Raw genomic sequence first — 17408 nt, 5'->3', positions numbered from 1 at the left:
TATAAGCGCCCAATACTGCGTAATTACTTACATTGGCCACCATGCAAATTTCATAACTATTTGCATGTAATGATTATTATAAGGCCTTACAACACATTTGATTTAATTAGGAAGTAAATATGAGTTCATCTTCAAATGGGGGATTTTTTGGTCACCCTAAAGGGCTGTCGACACTCTTTTTCACTGAAATGTGGGAACGAATGAGCTATTACGGCATGCGCGCCCTGTTAGTATTGTTCATGACCGCAAGCTTACAAGAAGAAGGCCTTGGCTTTACAGTTGCCTCAGCTGCCGCTATTTATGGTTTATACACTGGTGCGGTATATTTTCTAGGTCTTCCTGGAGGTTGGCTTGCTGACCGCCTATTCGGGGGACAAAAAGCGGTATGGTATGGCGGCATTATTATTATGATTGGCCACATCATTCTAGCAATCCCCCATGAACATTCATTTTTTATTGGCTTAATTTTTGTTGCCTCAGGTACTGGTTTATTGAAACCAAACATCAGTGCAATGGTTGGACAACTATATTCAAGCGATGACGAACGCCGCGATAGTGGTTATGCCATTTATTATATGGGTATCAACCTAGGCTCTATTATTGGTTACTACGTATGTGGTTACTTTATGGAAAATGTTGGCTGGCACTGGGCATTTGGTGCAGCAGCTGTTGGTATGGGTATTGGCTTAATCCAATATTACTTAACAACAAGGCATCTACCAAGCCACAGCGCTCAACCGGCTAACCCGTTATCTGCGCAAGGTGTTAAAAAAGCTTGGCTGGGTATAGTAACGTTTGTTGCTGTTGTAGCGGCAGTTGTGGTTGGTGCGACAACGGGCGCAATCACGATTGACCCAATAGTGATTGCTGGTTATGTTGCAATCGCATTCACACTTATCTTCTTTTTGTACTTTGGCATTATTTACTTTAAGGGCCAATTAACAGAAGAAGAAAAACGCCGCATGTGGGCATTGTTTTTAGTCTGTGTTGCATCAGCCTGTTTCTGGTCTGGCTTTGAACAAGCTGGTTCATCGCTTAACCTTTTTGCGCGAGACTATACCGACCGTCTAGTGGGCAGCTTTGAAATTCCAACAGCTTGGTTCCAATCACTTAACGCCATTTTCATTATTGTTCTATCGCCATTTTTTGCTGCACTTTGGATCAACCTCTCTAAAAAGATGATCACACCTTCTTACAGCGTAAAATGTGCATTCGGTCTCATTATCATGGCTTCTGGTTTCTTAGTGATGTTTATGGCGGCTCAATACGCGGCTGAAGGCTTGAAAGTAGCACCTTACTGGCTTGTTACTACTTACTTCCTGCATACGGTGGGTGAGCTGTGTCTAAGCCCGGTTGCACTTAGTGCGGTAAGTCGTTTATCGCCACAACGCTTTTCTGGCCAAATGATGGGCGTATTCGTACTTACCTATTCTATTGGTAATATCATCGCTGGCTTATTGGCCGGTGGCTTCGATCCTAATAATGTTGAAGACATCCCGAACTTATACTTACAAATTGCGTTATTTAGTATCGGAATTGGTATTGTGTTAGTGCTAATGAGCTTCAAAGCAAAAATCTGGGAAAAACAAGGCCTGACAGATACAGCAACAGCCTAACAAACAAAGTTAATCAAAAAGCAAGGTACATGTGGCCTTGCTTTTTTTATGCTCAAAATTCACAAGCAACCCCTTTCAACACTATAATTGTAAACTTATCAGTACAAACATACATGGTTAACACGACAGCTTAATTACGCCTCCCCGCTTAACGACAGACACATAACCAAATGAAAAGTATAACTTTTTACACGTTTATATTGGTGTTTTAACGACAAGTAAAAATGTATCGTTACCCTGCTGTTCACTCTCAACGTGAGATAGCGACGTTTGTGCAACTAAATTTACAACTGACCTGTCAGTTAAATAGAGGTCGACTCTTCCTCTTTGCGCGTTTTTGATTAATCATCCACCTACTGAAAAACATAATCTAACAAGCAACCCAATTTGCTTAATTGCGGGAGTATGACAATGAGTGAAGTAAATAACCCACTAGGTTTAGTTGGTATCGAATTTACCGAGTACGCAACACCAGATGCGGACTATATGGATAAAGTGTTCACCGATTTTGGTTTCTCAAAACTGAAAAAGTTTAAAGATAAAGACATCGTCTACTACAACCAGAACGACATTCACTTTTTACTAAATAACGAGCGCGAAGGTTTCTCTGCAGCATTTGCAAAAAGCCATGGCCCTGCAATTTGCTCTATGGGTTGGCGCGTAGAAAACGCACAAAAAGCGTTTGAAATTGCTGTTGAGCGCGGTGCAAAACCTGCAACCGACTCTGCAAATAAAGATTTACCTTACCCAGCAATTTACGGTATTGGCGATAGCTTAATTTACTTCATTGAAGAGTTTGGCGAAAAAGGTTCAATCTACGACAAAGACTTTGTTGATCTTGAAGAGCAAAACATTGTTAAAGACAAGGGCTTTATCCGTATCGACCACTTAACCAATAACGTATACAAAGGCACCATGGAAACATGGGCTAACTTCTACAAAGACGTATTTGGTTTTGAAGAAGTGCGCTATTTTGACATTAAAGGTCAGAAAACTGCGTTATTGTCTTACGCGCTTAAGTCACCTTGTGGCACCTTCTCTATTCCAATTAACGAAGGTAAAGACGACAACAACAACCAGATCGATGAGTACCTTGATGAGTACAATGGTCCAGGTGTACAGCATTTAGCATTTTTAACTAACGACCTAGTAGGTTCACTCGATCAGTTAGACAAAAGTACAATCGCTACACTAGATATCGTTGACCACTACTACGATACTATCTTTGATCGTGTTCCTTGGGTTAAAGAAGACAAAGACAAAATTAGAGAGCACCAAATCTTAGTAGATAGCCAAAGCGAGAACTGTTACTTACTACAGATCTTTACCAAAAACCTATTTGGCCCAATCTTTATTGAGATGATCCAACGCGTTGACGACGGTGGCTTCGGTGAAGGTAACTTCCAAGCGCTATTCGAATCTATCGAACGTGACCAAGAGCGTCGCGGCGTGATCTAAACTTTATTAAAGTTATTATTTTCACAAGCAGCTTTTTAAAAGCTGCTTTTTCCATTTTAGTTAGGGCAAAATAGCACTAACCAAAAGTAAAAAGGAACGGCAATGTCTTTTATTAACGAAACTCATGATATTAATCTAAAAAGCTGGGTTGCGAGTGCAAACCTAGCTGGTACAGATTTTCCAATCCAGAACTTACCATTTGCGGTATTCCGCCGCAAAGGCAGCAATGAAGAGTTCCGTGGCGGTGTTGCTATCGGTGATCAAGTACTCGATCTTGCTGTTGTTGCTGAGGCAGCGATTTTCTCTGGTGAAGCACAAGTCGCTGTCGAGGCAGCAAACGCGCAAGCCTTGAATGAATTTATGGGATTAGGTCAGACATATTGGTCTTCTCTACGTTTAGCATTATCTCGCGCTTTACGTGAAGGTTCAGAGCATCAAGCCGCGCTTGAGAACGCCCTAGTTGCACAAGCTGACGTAGAGTACTCAATGCCTTGCCACATTGGTGATTACACAGATTTTTATACGTCAATCTACCATGCAACCGCAGTTGGAAAGTTATTCCGCCCTGATAACCCTCTACTTCCAAACTACAAGTGGGTGCCAATTGGCTATCATGGTCGTTCATCTTCAATTGATGTATCTGGTCAAGCTTTTCATCGCCCTAAAGGTCAAACCAAAGCACCTGATGCAGATACTCCTTCATTTGGCCCATGTAAGCGTCTTGACTATGAATTAGAACTAGGTATTTACTTGGGTAACGGTAATGAACTAGGTGATCAAATTGCCATTGAAAACGCTGAAAACCATGTGTTTGGTTTCTGTCTATTCAATGACTGGTCTGCTCGTGATTTACAAGCATGGGAATACCAGCCGTTGGGCCCATTCCTTGCGAAAAACTTTGCTTCTACAGTATCGCCTTGGATTGTAACAACTGAAGCATTAGCACCGTATCGCACTCAGTGGCACCGTGATGAGAACGATCCGCAGCCGATGGCATACTTAGAGTCTTCACATAACCGTGAAGCGGGTGCGTTTGATATCCAAATGGATGTGCTGCTTGAAACTGCAAAAATGCGTGAAGCACAGCAAAGTGCCGCTAAATTGTCTGAGTCTAGCTTCAAACACAGCTATTGGACTGTAGCACAAATGGTAACGCACCATACCGTTAACGGCTGTAACTTTTTACCAGGCGACATGTTAGGTTCAGGGACTCAATCTGGTCCAGAGCATGAAGAAGCAGGGTCTCTACTAGAGCTATCACGTGGTGGCAAAGAGAGCATTACGCTTGAAAATGGTGAAGAACGTAAATTCCTAGAAGATGGTGACAAAGTAATTATGCGTGGCTGGTGTGAAGCAGACGGCTTCAACCGTATAGGCTTTGGCTCTGTTGAAGGCACAGTTCTACCTGCTAAATAATCCCAAATTAAAAGCAGATAAAAATCAAAGGTGTGCATTTGCACACCTTTTTAATATATAAATTAGCTGGATTTTTGTATTAATCTTGTTATTGTGAAGTGTTGTTTGAGAATTTTTATAAATATGTTGAAGCTAATCAATCGCCTAATTAAGACATTATTCCAGCCAAGGCAAATTTTAATACGCCAAAATGGTGAGATTTATATGTTCACCTTGCCGAGTTGGCTCCAGCCTTTGCTGTTGATCATAGCAACGGGGGCTATAGCTTGGGCTGTCGTTAATGCGCAATCAGTCACTCGGCAACAATCGACGATTACTGAGTTACGCGCGCAAACAAGTGAAGAAGCACAGCGCTTTGCAAATGAAAAGCAACAGATGCAAACGCAACTTGAACAACAACAGCGAACACTCAATGAATTAAGCGAAAAGCAGCTCATGCTACAAAGCTTAGTTGATGCTTTGCCAAGTTCATTGGTTGAGACAATCAACGATACTACTGAACCGTCCACACCAAGCAGCATTAAAAAGCCAGCCACAGAGCAACAAGATGTCCTGACAACAACAGAGAAAGTTAGCTCTGGTCACTTGCCAGAAAAAGTCGATGTATCACAGCATAACCAAGCATCTAATTTTACCAAGCAAGCGCAGCAACTACTCGCAAGTCAGCAACAGTTTCTGAGTTTTATCTCAGGCTCTATACAAAATCGTGCAGCAACGCTCACAAATAGCTTGGCGGAGGTGGGCATTGCACCAAAATATAATTCTCAGCTCGCTCAAGGTGGTCCCTATCACCAACTAGAGCTTGAGCAACTTCCCCCTGATTACCTCAAAGCTATCGACAACCTAGTCGCTCTAAATAATTTGGAACAGGTGCTCACAACCTTGCCTGACTCAATGCCTGTTGCTAAAGAAGATTACTATGTTTCGAGCCAATTTGGCTTTCGTAAAGACCCTATCACTGGCCGTCGCGCGTATCACAAGGGCGTTGATTTAGCCGGATGGCATAAAACTGAAATCCTCGCCCCTGCTGCAGGTACAGTTGTAAAAGCCGGACGCAATGGAGGTTATGGTAAGTTTATCGAAATTAAACATGAACACGGCTTAGTGTCTCGATTTGGCCATTTGCACACTATCAAAGTGAAAAAAGGTCAACAGATAAAAAAATCAGAAGTCATTGCTTTAATGGGCAGTACTGGACGAAGTACGAGCACTCATTTACATTATGAAGTATTGCAAAATGGCAAGCATATTAATCCAATCAAGTTAACCAAGGTAGTCAATCGTGTTCAGTAATCTATTAGGCAACGATAAACCGGTATCAGGCGTTCCAGCTTTGATCTCTCCCAATACCGTCGTAGAGGGTCACATTCGCTGTGAAGGAGAGTTACAAATTGATGGTAAGGTAATTGGTGATCTGGTTGTAAATACTCTAATTGTTGGCCTAAATGGTGTCATTGAGGGCGATGTTAAAGCCCACCGAATAAGAATAAAAGGAACGGTTAACGGTAATATAGATGCTGATAAAGTGATGTTAGAACCAACGGCTAAAGTGCATGGCGACGTTACTCACGATACCTTGAGCATTGAAGCCGGAGCCTTAATTGAAGGTAAACTCACACATAAGACTGAGGTGACAAATATCACCCCATTAAAAGATAAGGGAAATACTAACGCGCTGTAATATACATATTGATATCTGCGTGAAAGACTTTATTTCCTTGTTTATCAAAAATCTCAACTGGTACAATTAAATCTTCTTTGTCTTGCCATTGCCTCGGCAACACTATTTTTGCTTGCGCATTTAAGTCGGTTTCTGCCTTTTTAAGATATTGAACTGTCATTCCCTTTGGGATCCAGCGGTGTGTTTTATGTGGCACTGTTGCATCCACCATTACGCCCGCGCACAATTCAGCTAAATTACACTGCGCTATCGCATGAATAGTACCAATATGGTTAAACACCGCTTTACGCTTTGGAATTGTCGCACAGCATAACCCTGGTTCAAGCTGAGTAATGGTTGGTTTTATTGAGCCAAAATACGGTGCCTTCCGGCATACGGCTTTGCTAAAAAGCCACTGACCAAAGGGAAGCCACTGCATTCTTTTATAAATTTTCAGTAATGGGGCTGACACAGTTTATACCTCTAAAAAACGAATTATTTAAATCAAATTAACACATCCGACCTGTTGAGAAAATACACTCTAGATAGCTTTTACATTTTTATTTAAACGATCCGGCGCTTTGTCCTGTTATTTTTAATTTCGCGCATTAAAATAGCCGCCAAAAGGAGACCTCATGCCACATTCTGATTTAACTAGCAAAACGCTTATTTTTATCCTTGCCCTATTGGTTATTTTTTGCCCACTCGGAATCGACTTATATTTGCCTGCTTTTCAAGCGATGCAAAATGGTCTCGCCGTCTCAGAGTCCAAAATTCAACAAACGATCAGTATCTATATGCTCACTGTGGGTTTAGGTCAGCTTATTGCTGGGCCGTTGGCTGATAAGTACGGTAGAAAACCCGTCGCCTGTGTAGGGATTACGCTATTTATGATTGGTGCAATTATGGCGTCGGTAGCAGAGAGTTGGACTTGGATGATGATTGCCAGAGCATTACAGGGCTTTGGTGCATGTGCAACGTTCGTCGCGGCATTTGCTATTGTTAGAGACTGTTTTGGACACAAAGGCAGTGGTCAAATGATCACCTACCTCAATGGTATAGTATGCTTTATACCTGCATTGGCGCCTTTACTGGGAGCATGGCTGACGCTAGAGTTCGGTTGGCGCAGTAACTTTACCTTCCTATCTGGCTTTGCAGTCATCGGGCTAGTCCTTCTAATGTGTTTATATCGGGAAACAAAACCCGCCGATAGTCTCTATGAGGGACACATCCTTAACCTAAGTCGCTTTAATCCTATGCTCAAAAGCGGTGAGTTCATGTTTAATGCCAGTATTACCATGCTCGGTATGGCTGCCATGCTTGTTTTTGTTACAACTGCACCTGGATGGATCATGAATCAATTGCACGGCTCGGTTTCTGTATTTACAGCCTGGTTTACCGGCAATGCCGCTTTAAGCATCGTAGCCAGCTTTACCGCACCGCTTCTAATCAAACGTCACAGCCGCCTCGCATTAATTGTTGGCTTAACGCTCTTCACTGTAGGTGGCTTGATTATGCTTTGGGCCACCCGTTTTGAGCACCCTAGCGCATTTATGCTACCAATGTATATTGCATCTATCGGTTTTGCTTTCTCGTTGGGTGCAGCCGCCGGAAAAGCACTCTCTGGATTTGCCAAGCAAGCAGGTACAGCCTCTGCACTTATTGGCGTAATGCAAATGAGCGGAGCTGGCGCTTTGGTATTATTAACACAATTATTACACTTGGACGCGCCCTATCAACTAGCATTACACCTCTTACTGCTACTGCCATTTTTGCTCGTATTGTTAGGAAAAAATAAACAAGCTTTACATAGTGCGGTTTAGACCGCACTTAGGTACTCAAATAGATATACTTATCATTTTCCTTGTATATCATGTATCTATAATAGTAAACCATGTAACCCGCTAGACTTCCACTAATACAAAAATCGTATATACACATAATTAAATACTCTAAATTTAACCAAAAAAAGCAATAAATTATTCTTTACGTTCCTAAGGGTTTCGATCTAACCTGTCCACCGTTAACCAATTGTTATTTATTTAGCAATTGAATTTAACAATCGCTTTACTCATTTTAACGAACTAGAGATAATAATAATGAAACTAAATAAGTTCACTTCAGCACTCATGTTTGCTGGTATGTGTGCAGCAGCAAGCGCACAGGCTTCAGATGACCGTTACATCATTCAAGTTGAAAATAATAACAAAGGCATTGTAAAGGCATTAGCAAAGCAGTTAGGTGCGCAACTTCATGTCGATGGCGACGGATTCATCGCAGCAACATTTTCTGGTAAAGACTTATCTCAAGTTAAAGGTCTGCTAAACAACCCCCATGTTAAGCTTGTTGAACAAGACTTTAAACGTGTACCTCTTGGCATTTATAACGATGATGCTGGGGATGCTATGACACAGCAACTGACTCCGTATGCAGTTTATCAATCTCAAGCTAACCAAGTTACTTTTAATGCTAATGCAGGCATGAAGGTATGTGTTATCGACTCAGGTCTTGATAACTCAAACCCTGATTTCATCTGGGGTAACATCACTGGTGATAACGACTCAGGTACTGGCAACTGGTATGAACATGGCGGACCTCACGGTACTCACGTAGCAGGTACTATTGGCGCTGCTGATAACAACGTTGGCGTTGTTGGCATGGCACCTGGCGTGGCGATGCATATCATCAAGGTATTTAACGCAGAAGGTTGGGGTTACTCTTCTGACTTAGCGCATGCTGCAAATCTGTGTTCACAAGCAGGCGCAAACATCATCAGCATGAGTTTAGGTGGCGGTGGTTCAAACAGCACTGAATCTAATGCGTTTGCAAACTTTAATGCCGCGGGTGGTCTAGTAGTGGCTGCGGCAGGTAACGACGGAAATGACGTGCGCTCATACCCTGCAGGTTACCCATCGGTTATGATGATTGGTGCAAACGACGCAAACAACGAAATTGCTGACTTTTCACAATTTCCAAGCTGTGCAAGCGGCCGTGGTAAAAACGCAACAGAAGATGAAACCATCTGCGTAGAAGTAACTGCAGGTGGCGTTGACACACTTTCAACTTACCCAGCAGGTATGGCTACATCAGCCAGCCTTTCAGCTGATGGTAATGTTATGGCCAGTTCAGCGATGGAAAACTCAGGCACAGTTTCGGGTAGCTTATTTTTCATGGGTACGGCTGAAGCAATCGACTCTAGCGCATCCGGTAAAGTTTGTTTAATTGACCGTGGTAATATTTCATTCCATGACAAAGTAGCAAACTGTGAAGCATCTGGCGGCATTGGCGCAATCATTGTAAATAATGAAGCAGGCATGCTGTATGGCACATTAGGCGACACCAATACAACAACTATCCCAGCTGTTGGCGCAGCATTTGAAGACCGCTCAGCTTTGGTTTCAGCAACTAATGCGACCATCAATATTGGTACTAGCGACTATGGCTTCATGAGCGGCACTTCAATGGCAACACCTGCTGTTTCAGGTATTGCGGCACTTGTATGGTCAAACCATCCAGAGTGTACAGGTCAAGAGATCCGTGCAGCACTTAAAGCAACGGCGGAAGATGCTGGCGCTGCTGGTAAAGATGTGTATTTTGGCTATGGTATTGTTAAAGCAGCTGACGCTGATGCTTACCTAACAGCAAATGGTTGCGCTGGTGGTGATAATGGAACAAACCCAGGCACAGGTAGCATTGAACTTACAGCATCAGGCTACAAGCAACGAGGTAGTAAATATGTTGATCTTAATTGGCAAGGTGCAAGCACGAGCCAAGTAGATATTTATCGAAATGGTAGTAATATTGTCACAACTAGCAATGATAATAGCTACACGGACGGCATCAGTGGCAAGGGCGGTGGTAGTTACATCTACCAAGTGTGTGAACAAGGCAGTACAACTGTTTGTTCTGATACTCAAACTGTTGTGTTCTAAAAACCCAACCTAATTTTAAGCGGGCTTCTCAGCCCGCTTTTTGTTACCCATATCTTTTCTTCTCAAAACCACTTAAACTATTTTTTATTGTTGATCTTTATGTAATTTTAAATGCTCAATCCTGAATCTGTAATTTCCTTTTTAGTTGCCAGTTCTATTATTGCCATCGCTCCGGGCCCGTCAAACGCATTTTTAATGGCACAAACTTTCACCCATGGTCGGCAGGCAGGAATGAAAAGTGCACTTGGATTTGCAGCTGGTGGGGTAATACATACAATTTTTGCGGTTATTGGCCTGACGGCCATTTTGAAAGCTTCACAAACCGCATACAACACAGTGCTTTATGTTGGTGCGGCCTACTTAGTTTACTTAGGTGTAATGACATTAAAGGACACATTCAAAAAGCAAGTAGCATGTGCAGACAAACCACATGTGAGTACAAAAAAGTCGAAGAATGTGTTTCTTCAAGCCATGATGACAGAAGTTCTAAACCCAAAAGTTGCGTTATTTTTTATTGCATTCATTCCACAGTTTGTAGATCCAAGCCGTTCCTCAGCCACTCTACAGCTTGCAATTTTTGGTCTACTTTACCCCATACTCGCCTTTCCTATTGATTGTGCATATATTTATGGTGGAGACAAAATAGCTGGTTATTTTCGTCGCCATCCAAGTGCACCATTATGGATAGATAGAATATCTGGACTTATTTTTATTGCCCTAGCGGTTAATTTAATAGTGTGAGAACAATGCAAACAACTGAACAAACTCTACCAATAACCAAAAACATAGCGCTGGTTGCTCACGATGGCAAAAAAGCCGCATTGAAACATTGGTGCCTAACTCATAAAGCAGTTTTACAAAACCACCAGCTTTATGCGACGGGAACAACAGGTCATGTAATTGAGAAATCCACTGGCCTGAAAGTAGAAAAGCTACTCAGTGGCCCTATGGGTGGCGATCAACAGATCGGCGCTAAGATTGCCGAGCACCAAATTCATATGCTGATATTTTTCTGGGATCCGTTAGCTTCACAGCCTCATGACCCAGATGTCAAAGCTCTGTTACGGCTTGCTGCCGTGTGGAACATTCCTGTGGCCTGTAACGAAGTGACCGCCGATTTACTCATAAGCTCATCGAGTATGAGCCAAGTAATAACGCGCAACCTCCCAGACTACCAGGGCTATTTAGCCACGCGACTTGACTAGCTAACCTGCCCTCAGGTGCAGGTTATAGTTAGTTATAGATTTGATGTGCCCATTTGGTTAATCCTGCGGTGACACTGCCAAAGTTGTCACCATTGAGCATGGGAATATCACCCAACGCCTGATTTAACGCAGCTTTTAAAAGTGGCGATTGCGCACTTCCACCCGTTAAATAAATAACGTCTGGTTGCGTTTGCGCACTCGTTATCGCATCCTGCGCTAAGTCACATATTTGCTTTAAACTATCAGCAACAGCCTCCTGAAAGTCTGCCTGAGTGACTTTTTGAGATAGCGCCGATTCAATGCAATTAAGCGCTGCGATATGTTGAGTGTCACTCGATAATGAGATTTTACTCAGCTCTCCTTGGCGCACAACTTGATGGCTCAATTTACTACTTTGGATTTTTAACAATCTTTCTAATTTATTGGGTTCACTCACATCTCTGACCATCGATGTAAGATAGCGACCGTTTGATGGCGAATAGAATTCACTTTGCAGATGAAGATCATTAATTTTACATGCTTGCCAATATAACTGGTTTGGCATCGGCAAGCCTGACTTAAGTGTCGAGCCCAGACCGCACAATGGCATGAAGTTATGATAGGCCATAGCGATATCTAAATCATTACCACCTAGGCGCTTACCTGTATGAGATAAAAAGTCCTGCTCGCGTGCACTTCGCCCACGAAAGCTTGGACCCATCTGCACAAATGAGCAATCACTTGTACCACCGCCAATGTCTACCACAAGGACCTTTTGGTCCTCATGCAGCCTAGATTCGTAATCAATGCCAGCCGCTAAGGGTTCAAATAAGAATTCAACTTCTTTGAATCCAGCACGTTTAGCAGCCGTTGTTAAAATGTCTATCGCTTGCTGATTACTTTGCTCCCCTCCAATTGCCTGAAAGTTCACAGGTCGACCAATTACAGTCTGTGTGATGACTTGCTGAAGTTTGTGCTCTGCTCGCGCTTTAATGTGCATGATCATTGCTGTTGCAATATCTTCAAAAAATGCAATTTGCTGTGGCTTAAGCCCTACTGCACCAAAGAATGATTTTGGAGACTTAACAAAGTAGCCTTCTTCAGGAAAGTCGATGTACTCTTCTATCGCTGCAGTACCAATTTGTAATCCAGTTTCATCACTAGATAAATCCAAATCATTGCGTATTGCAGGTATCCCTTTTAGTAAAGAAGTTCGAGACTGCATATAATCATCCGCAAACTCGGTTTCTTTAAGTTTGCTTGCAACAAAATCAACAACGAGTGCGTTATGTTGAGCGTACAAGGCGGAGGGTAAGTAATAACGTTCAGCTTCAAGCTCAACAAGCTGAACTCGCTGTTCTGATGTCAATGTGCCTATCGCACAATTCGAACTTCCATAATCAAAACCAACAATCATAGCCACCTCACATAGCGAAAAAGGTCGCGCAGATTACCATAGCCAGCAATTAAAATTCAATATAAATCCCCTGACACACAATCCCTTTAGAGCTTATCCCTGACCCGTAAAAAACGAGCAAAGCGCGGTTTTCCGTACTTAGTAAACCCTTGATGACGATATGTAACTTGAGTACCTATTGGTGGCGGGTTACTACGAAGTTCATCACTAAAGCCTGTACCAATTTTAAAATTGATACCTTGCTCATTTACGACTTTAAGTGCGCCCATCATGCCTTGGTATTTTCCACGCCCAGGTGAGTAGCCTAGAACAATAGCCTCCGCATCTTGATATGGTTTATATTTAAGCACTCGGTCTGAACGCCCTGCAATATGCAATGCCTCTTTTTGATGCAACATCACCCCCTCCCCTTGACGAGAAAGCACGTGCTGATAAAAATCATTTAGCTGCTGATCGTTATAAAACTGCCATTGTGTGATGGCTTTTACATGTTCAACCCCCATATTGGCAACGTTTCGCTTATATGACTGATAGCGCTGAAAAAATGACTGCGTTTTATTAGGTGAGTCAAAAACTAGGTATTTGATCTTTCTCCAATCCGAGTCTCGGCTTTGTGATGAACGCACTACCTGACTAACAAATGCAAATTCTCCATAGCCTGACCATAACTCCCCCTCAAGTGGTAATCGACCAAAAGAGGCTACAAACCACTGTGGTACTGCTATGTTATTCCCACTTTTAGTTAATAATTGCTGGCCGTCCCAAATAGCCCTAACACCATCAAACTTTTCACTAACTAGGTAATCTGAAATTGGAATATTTGCGTGGTATTTATTTGCTAACTCTATTTGTGGGGAGGTTTGTGCATTTGCGAGCGACATCACGCAAATACAGGTAAACATGTACATTATCCATCGTTTCATAATAAGGCTCCTTGCATCATTAGTTAGCCTTAAAATGTAGTCTAAAAGCGACATTATGCGAGTTGGTTAATGACGCCCCAAGCCGTCTGCAGGTTGTCTACATTATACGAAGCATGTGACATATTTTGTTGCTTAGAGTGGTGGTTTGGCACAACAATGGTTCTTAAACCCGCTGATGTAGCAGAGCTTAATCCAGTATGAGTATCTTCAATTGCGACTGCTTCACAGGCTTTAACACCCAGTAGCGAGAGCGCTTTGTTATATGGTTCAGGGTGGGGCTTTGGGTTTAACACATCATCTTTGCAAACTATACAAGAGAACAAGCCATCAAGCTCATAGTGTTTTAACACCGGAAGCGCTTCGTTTCTCGTACTCCCCGTAACCAAAGCGATAATGTATTGTTCACAGGCTTTATGAAGCACCTCTTTGGCATAAGGCATCAGTTTTGGTGACATGGTTGCTGCAACATCAATAAATAAACGGTTTTTATGCTCAGCCAACAACTGGGGCTCTGTATTCAGGCTGTGACGCTGATTAAGAATATTGGCAGCCTTCAAGGTTGGTACCCCCGAGAATTCATCGCAAAAGGTTAACTCATCATAGCTAACCTGCCATGGTGCTAACACTTGCATCCAACTTTGAAAATGGAGCGCTTCTGAATCCACCAAAGTTCCATCAAAATCAAATAAAATGGCTCGTAAACTCATCTTTCGCTCCTTTTTCGGGTTTAAGTTATTCGCTTAGCCCTGCAGGTGGCTCTGCACTTGCTTCTAAGCCGCTTTCCACCTCAACAAGCTCATAGCCTCTTGGTTTTCTAACCACTTTCAAAATGGGCTTATCGAATGCCGACTTTAAACGCTCAGTATCGGCTTGTAGCTCATCTATCGATCGTCCAAAAGGCGCTGCGCCCGTTTCAGACCAGTTGGTAACCTTACCATTTAGGTTATATTCAACCTCATGAATTTGATAAAGCGCTTCTTCATCTTTCGTTGCTTCACAAAAGATCACACGATAATTCCAAAATCCAGACATAGTTTTTCTCTTCATAATTTGATTTGTATGACTTTATCAGCTCTTGCTATGCTTTTCATTACAGGCAATAAAAAACCCGCATTAAACGCGGGTTTTTTCAACATGTATGTTCATTAAGGCTTCTTTAGAAGAAACGCACTTTGAACTCGGCTCCTATGTAGCGCTCTTCATTCAACATACCAGTGTTATTGTTGAAATCTACACCACCAATAACCACTTGTTCATCGAACAAATTACGTACAAACGCGGATACTTCATATTCATTGTCGCCTGATGCCCACATATAACCTGTGCGGATACCCGTTTCGAATAATGCTTCACCTTCAAACTCAACTGACTTATACAAGAAAAAGTCAATTTCACTGCGATATGACATATCACCGTATACGAAGAAGTCTCCCCCTTCTAACTCTTTGGTATAGCGAAGCGTAGCGTTAGCGATCCACTCTGGCGCGTGTGGTAAGCTATTGCCATTCAAAATTGCTCTTTTCTCAGGACCAAAAGGACCTTGAACTTCATAGGTTGGATCTGTCACTGTACACTGACCACAAATAGCAACTGCTAGATCATTGTCTTTCAGTTCTGTTTTGTTGTAGCTTAAGTTAACCGTGGCGTTCAACTCATCAGTTAATACCCACTCAGTGTCTAACTCAAAACCATAGCCAGTTGTTTTATCTGCATTAACTAAACGGTTAAAGTTAGCGCCGCCCCCTACAGCTGTCAGTTGCTGATCATTCATTTGGTAGTAAAATACAGTTGCATTGACGCGACCTTGACCGTCAAGCACATCTGACTTAATACCTGCTTCAATCGAGTTCGTCGTTTCCGACTCAGCAACGGTCACTTCATCACCAAACAAGATACGTCCTTGAATACTCGGTGCTCTAAAGCCATTGGCAATACGTGCAAACAAATTAATGTCATCGCTGTACTTGTATGCTGCGCTTAAGTCCCAGCTTACATGACTGTCACTTGGGTTTGCCGTTTTAGCGAGAGTATCAGCGGCACCTACCGGGCTCTTTGTACGCTTTGCGTCAAACTGTTTGTCATCATCAGAATAACGAATACCTGCGGTTAATTTAAGATCATCCGTTACAGTGAAATCAAATGAGCCAAATAACGCCCACGCTGAAGTATCTTGGTTTTGTACTGCATAGCCATTTTGTAGGCCATAGTTATTTGCCGCAGCATCGTAACTCAAAGTATCGTAAGAGAAGCTCTCAATTGTTAGGTCTTCTTCAAATAAAAACACACCCACTTGATAATTGAAGTCACCCGAGAAGTTACTTGATAAGCGTAATTCTTGTGTGTACTGGTCGTGATCAGGAATTGCATCCGCTGTTTCAGATGGGAATGGAATAATTCCAGGCCCTTGAAAACCAATAAATGCCGCACCATAACCGCCATCAACATCTGCTCGAGAGTATATTTCTGCACTCTCCCAAGCTGAAATTGATGTGATCGTATGCTCTTTTAAGTCCCACTCTAGCTTAAGGTTTAGACCTTTAGAGTCCACCTGCTGGGTTGAGCGAGATGCCGCATCATGATAGACCACATCATTATCGTAGATAGGGTTAATGTTGTTGCTACCCTTTTCGATTAAATTAGCACGAAATGCAATTGGACGGCCATCTAAGTCACGCACGTGATAATTTAAAAGACCTGTAAAGTCGTCACCTTCATATAAAAACTGAACACGCGCGGCTTTTTCACTGTAGCCACCTAATGAGTTTTCTTTCTCAAAACCTGGCGCTTTAACATCAATATAGTCTTCTTTATCTTGCCAAAGTACAGATACACGCGCAGAAAGACGGTCTGTTAAACCTGTACCAGCTGCACCTTCAAAGTCCACAGCACCTTTACTACCATAAGAAACAGCACCGTAAGCATCAAACGACTGACTCGGCTTAACTGAGTCGAACTTCACAAGACCCGCAGGAGTATTACGACCAAACAAGGTACCTTGTGGACCACGAAGTACTTCAATTCGTGCGATATCAAATACAGGGAAGCCTTTTAAAATTGGGTTTTCTTGCACAACTTCATCAACAACCAGCGATACAGGTTGCGACGCATTCAAATCAAAGTCCGTGTTACCAAGTCCACGAACATAAAAGCGTGGAAATGTACGGCCAAAAGAAGACTCTACTGATAAGCTTGGAATTTTCGCATTCATAAAGCGAATATCCATACCCGCAGAGCTGTATGCATCAAGGCTGTCTCCTTGAAGTGCAGATACACTCACCGGTACTTCCTGCGCATTCTCAACACGTTTACGAGCTGTGATTTGTATCACTTCAAGTTGATTGCTTTTCGCATCAGGGGTTTGTTCAGCAGCGAGAGTAGAAAATGAAGTACCTGCTACGGCAGAGAACAACGTTGCATTAATTAGAGTAGCTAACGTAGATCTTTTCATTGCTTTCATGTTGGGATTTAACCTTTTGTGTGCACTCTTTTTGTTCAACGGTAGTATGGTCGCCGTATCACGTTGGCGTGGTACGTTCAATTTTTCGCGTGTGACTTTTATTTTACGCGGACCTTACAACCGAGAGTGCAAAGCGAATTTGTAAGGCTGAACGTGACGCCGTCATTATAGCAGCAAATTAAAATATTACTGCCAAGCCAACAACAAAAAATAATATTTTTTGAATTTTTAGCAACAAGAAGCCCGACGTTTGCAGCTTTTAGCAACAAAAAAACCAAAAAAATGCGGACATATGTCCTTGCGGTAGGATGGTTAAAATGAAAGTAAATTAATGACGTCCCAACT

At 42.4% G+C, this 17408-nt stretch carries 15 protein-coding genes; 9 read left to right on the top strand and 6 right to left on the bottom strand.

Going from position 1 to position 17408, the window contains the following annotated elements; translation table 11 throughout:
* The first annotated feature begins 119 nt into the window (after positions 1-119).
* The 5 genes from GDK41_RS04315 (at position 120) to GDK41_RS04295 (ending at position 6171) form a co-directional block, all read left to right on the top strand.
* Positions 120-1616: a peptide MFS transporter gene (locus tag GDK41_RS04315; RefSeq protein WP_152085255.1), complete on the top strand. Its 1497-nt coding sequence runs from the start codon at positions 120-122 to the stop codon at positions 1614-1616.
* Positions 1617-2027: 411 nt separating this feature from the next.
* Positions 2028-3074: a 4-hydroxyphenylpyruvate dioxygenase gene (gene hppD, locus GDK41_RS04310; RefSeq protein ID WP_152085254.1), complete on the top strand. Its 1047-nt coding sequence runs from the start codon at positions 2028-2030 to the stop codon at positions 3072-3074.
* A gap of 102 nt (positions 3075-3176) precedes the next feature.
* Positions 3177-4490, top strand: coding sequence for a fumarylacetoacetase (gene fahA, locus GDK41_RS04305; protein WP_152085253.1), 1314 nt, complete (start codon positions 3177-3179; stop codon positions 4488-4490).
* Between the two features lie 204 nt (positions 4491-4694).
* On the top strand, positions 4695-5783 hold the full coding sequence (locus GDK41_RS04300) for a M23 family metallopeptidase (protein ID WP_172971547.1): 1089 nt from the start codon (positions 4695-4697) through the stop codon (positions 5781-5783).
* Positions 5773-6171, top strand: a complete 399-nt coding sequence (locus GDK41_RS04295; protein ID WP_152085251.1) for a bactofilin family protein — start codon at positions 5773-5775, stop codon at positions 6169-6171. Before GDK41_RS04300 ends, GDK41_RS04295 begins: the two co-directional genes overlap by 11 nt.
* On the opposite strand, the gene GDK41_RS04290 is transcribed toward GDK41_RS04295, so the two are convergent.
* Positions 6158-6622: a hotdog fold domain-containing protein gene (locus tag GDK41_RS04290; protein WP_152085250.1), complete on the bottom strand. Its 465-nt coding sequence runs from the start codon at positions 6620-6622 to the stop codon at positions 6158-6160. The genes GDK41_RS04295 and GDK41_RS04290 overlap by 14 nt on opposite strands.
* A gap of 163 nt (positions 6623-6785) precedes the next feature.
* On the opposite strand from GDK41_RS04290, the gene GDK41_RS04285 reads away from it, so the two are divergent.
* The 4 genes from GDK41_RS04285 to GDK41_RS04270 all read left to right on the top strand — a co-directional run bounded on the left by GDK41_RS04285 (position 6786) and on the right by GDK41_RS04270 (position 11287).
* On the top strand, positions 6786-7973 hold the full coding sequence (locus GDK41_RS04285) for a multidrug effflux MFS transporter (protein ID WP_152085249.1): 1188 nt from the start codon (positions 6786-6788) through the stop codon (positions 7971-7973).
* Between the two features lie 276 nt (positions 7974-8249).
* Positions 8250-10082 (top strand): S8 family serine peptidase, encoded by a 1833-nt coding sequence (locus GDK41_RS04280; RefSeq protein ID WP_152085248.1) that lies wholly within the window; start codon positions 8250-8252, stop codon positions 10080-10082.
* A 111-nt stretch (positions 10083-10193) separates the two neighbouring features.
* The gene (locus GDK41_RS04275; protein ID WP_152085247.1) at positions 10194-10823 is read left to right on the top strand and encodes a LysE family translocator; all 630 of its coding nucleotides are present in this window, start codon (positions 10194-10196) and stop codon (positions 10821-10823) included.
* A gap of 5 nt (positions 10824-10828) precedes the next feature.
* A complete protein-coding gene (locus GDK41_RS04270) occupies positions 10829-11287 on the top strand; it encodes a methylglyoxal synthase (protein WP_152085246.1) in 459 nt (152 codons plus the stop codon).
* 28 nt (positions 11288-11315) lie between these two features.
* Here GDK41_RS04270 and yegD read toward each other — a convergent pair whose 3' ends face one another.
* The 5 genes from yegD to GDK41_RS04245 form a co-directional block, all read right to left on the bottom strand.
* Positions 11316-12683 (bottom strand): molecular chaperone, encoded by a 1368-nt coding sequence (gene yegD / locus GDK41_RS04265; protein ID WP_152085245.1) that lies wholly within the window; start codon positions 12681-12683, stop codon positions 11316-11318.
* An 86-nt stretch (positions 12684-12769) separates the two neighbouring features.
* Positions 12770-13606: a DNA ligase gene (locus GDK41_RS04260; RefSeq protein ID WP_152085244.1), complete on the bottom strand. Its 837-nt coding sequence runs from the start codon at positions 13604-13606 to the stop codon at positions 12770-12772.
* 53 nt (positions 13607-13659) lie between these two features.
* Positions 13660-14313 carry an HAD family hydrolase gene (locus GDK41_RS04255; protein WP_152085243.1) on the bottom strand — a complete coding sequence of 218 codons (654 nt, stop codon included), beginning with the start codon at positions 14311-14313 and terminating at the stop codon, positions 13660-13662.
* A 25-nt stretch (positions 14314-14338) separates the two neighbouring features.
* Complete coding sequence (locus tag GDK41_RS04250; RefSeq protein ID WP_152085242.1) at positions 14339-14638, bottom strand: hypothetical protein; 300 nt, start codon at positions 14636-14638, stop codon at positions 14339-14341.
* 124 nt (positions 14639-14762) lie between these two features.
* Positions 14763-17063: a TonB-dependent receptor gene (locus tag GDK41_RS04245; protein ID WP_152085241.1), complete on the bottom strand. Its 2301-nt coding sequence runs from the start codon at positions 17061-17063 to the stop codon at positions 14763-14765.
* Between the last annotated feature and the right edge of the window lie 345 nt (positions 17064-17408).

The organism is Pseudoalteromonas sp. A25, assembly GCF_009176705.1.
Taxonomy (GTDB): Bacteria; Pseudomonadota; Gammaproteobacteria; order Enterobacterales; family Alteromonadaceae; genus Pseudoalteromonas.
This window is presented reverse-complemented; position numbering and strand designations above follow the sequence as displayed.

Coding starts and splice junctions, on each gene's coding strand:
- GDK41_RS04270 (WP_152085246.1), top strand. CDS start 10,829: ATGCAAACAACTGAACAAACTCTACCAATAACCAAAAACATAGCGCTG.
- fahA (WP_152085253.1), top strand. CDS start 3,177: ATGTCTTTTATTAACGAAACTCATGATATTAATCTAAAAAGCTGGGTT.
- GDK41_RS04245 (WP_152085241.1), bottom strand. CDS start 17,063: ATGAAAGCAATGAAAAGATCTACGTTAGCTACTCTAATTAATGCAACG.
- yegD (WP_152085245.1), bottom strand. CDS start 12,683: ATGATTGTTGGTTTTGATTATGGAAGTTCGAATTGTGCGATAGGCACA.
- GDK41_RS04255 (WP_152085243.1), bottom strand. CDS start 14,313: ATGAGTTTACGAGCCATTTTATTTGATTTTGATGGAACTTTGGTGGAT.
- GDK41_RS04280 (WP_152085248.1), top strand. CDS start 8,250: ATGAAACTAAATAAGTTCACTTCAGCACTCATGTTTGCTGGTATGTGT.
- hppD (WP_152085254.1), top strand. CDS start 2,028: ATGAGTGAAGTAAATAACCCACTAGGTTTAGTTGGTATCGAATTTACC.
- GDK41_RS04275 (WP_152085247.1), top strand. CDS start 10,194: ATGCTCAATCCTGAATCTGTAATTTCCTTTTTAGTTGCCAGTTCTATT.
- GDK41_RS04260 (WP_152085244.1), bottom strand. CDS start 13,606: ATGAAACGATGGATAATGTACATGTTTACCTGTATTTGCGTGATGTCG.
- GDK41_RS04285 (WP_152085249.1), top strand. CDS start 6,786: ATGCCACATTCTGATTTAACTAGCAAAACGCTTATTTTTATCCTTGCC.
- GDK41_RS04315 (WP_152085255.1), top strand. CDS start 120: ATGAGTTCATCTTCAAATGGGGGATTTTTTGGTCACCCTAAAGGGCTG.
- GDK41_RS04250 (WP_152085242.1), bottom strand. CDS start 14,638: ATGTCTGGATTTTGGAATTATCGTGTGATCTTTTGTGAAGCAACGAAA.
- GDK41_RS04300 (WP_172971547.1), top strand. CDS start 4,695: ATGTTCACCTTGCCGAGTTGGCTCCAGCCTTTGCTGTTGATCATAGCA.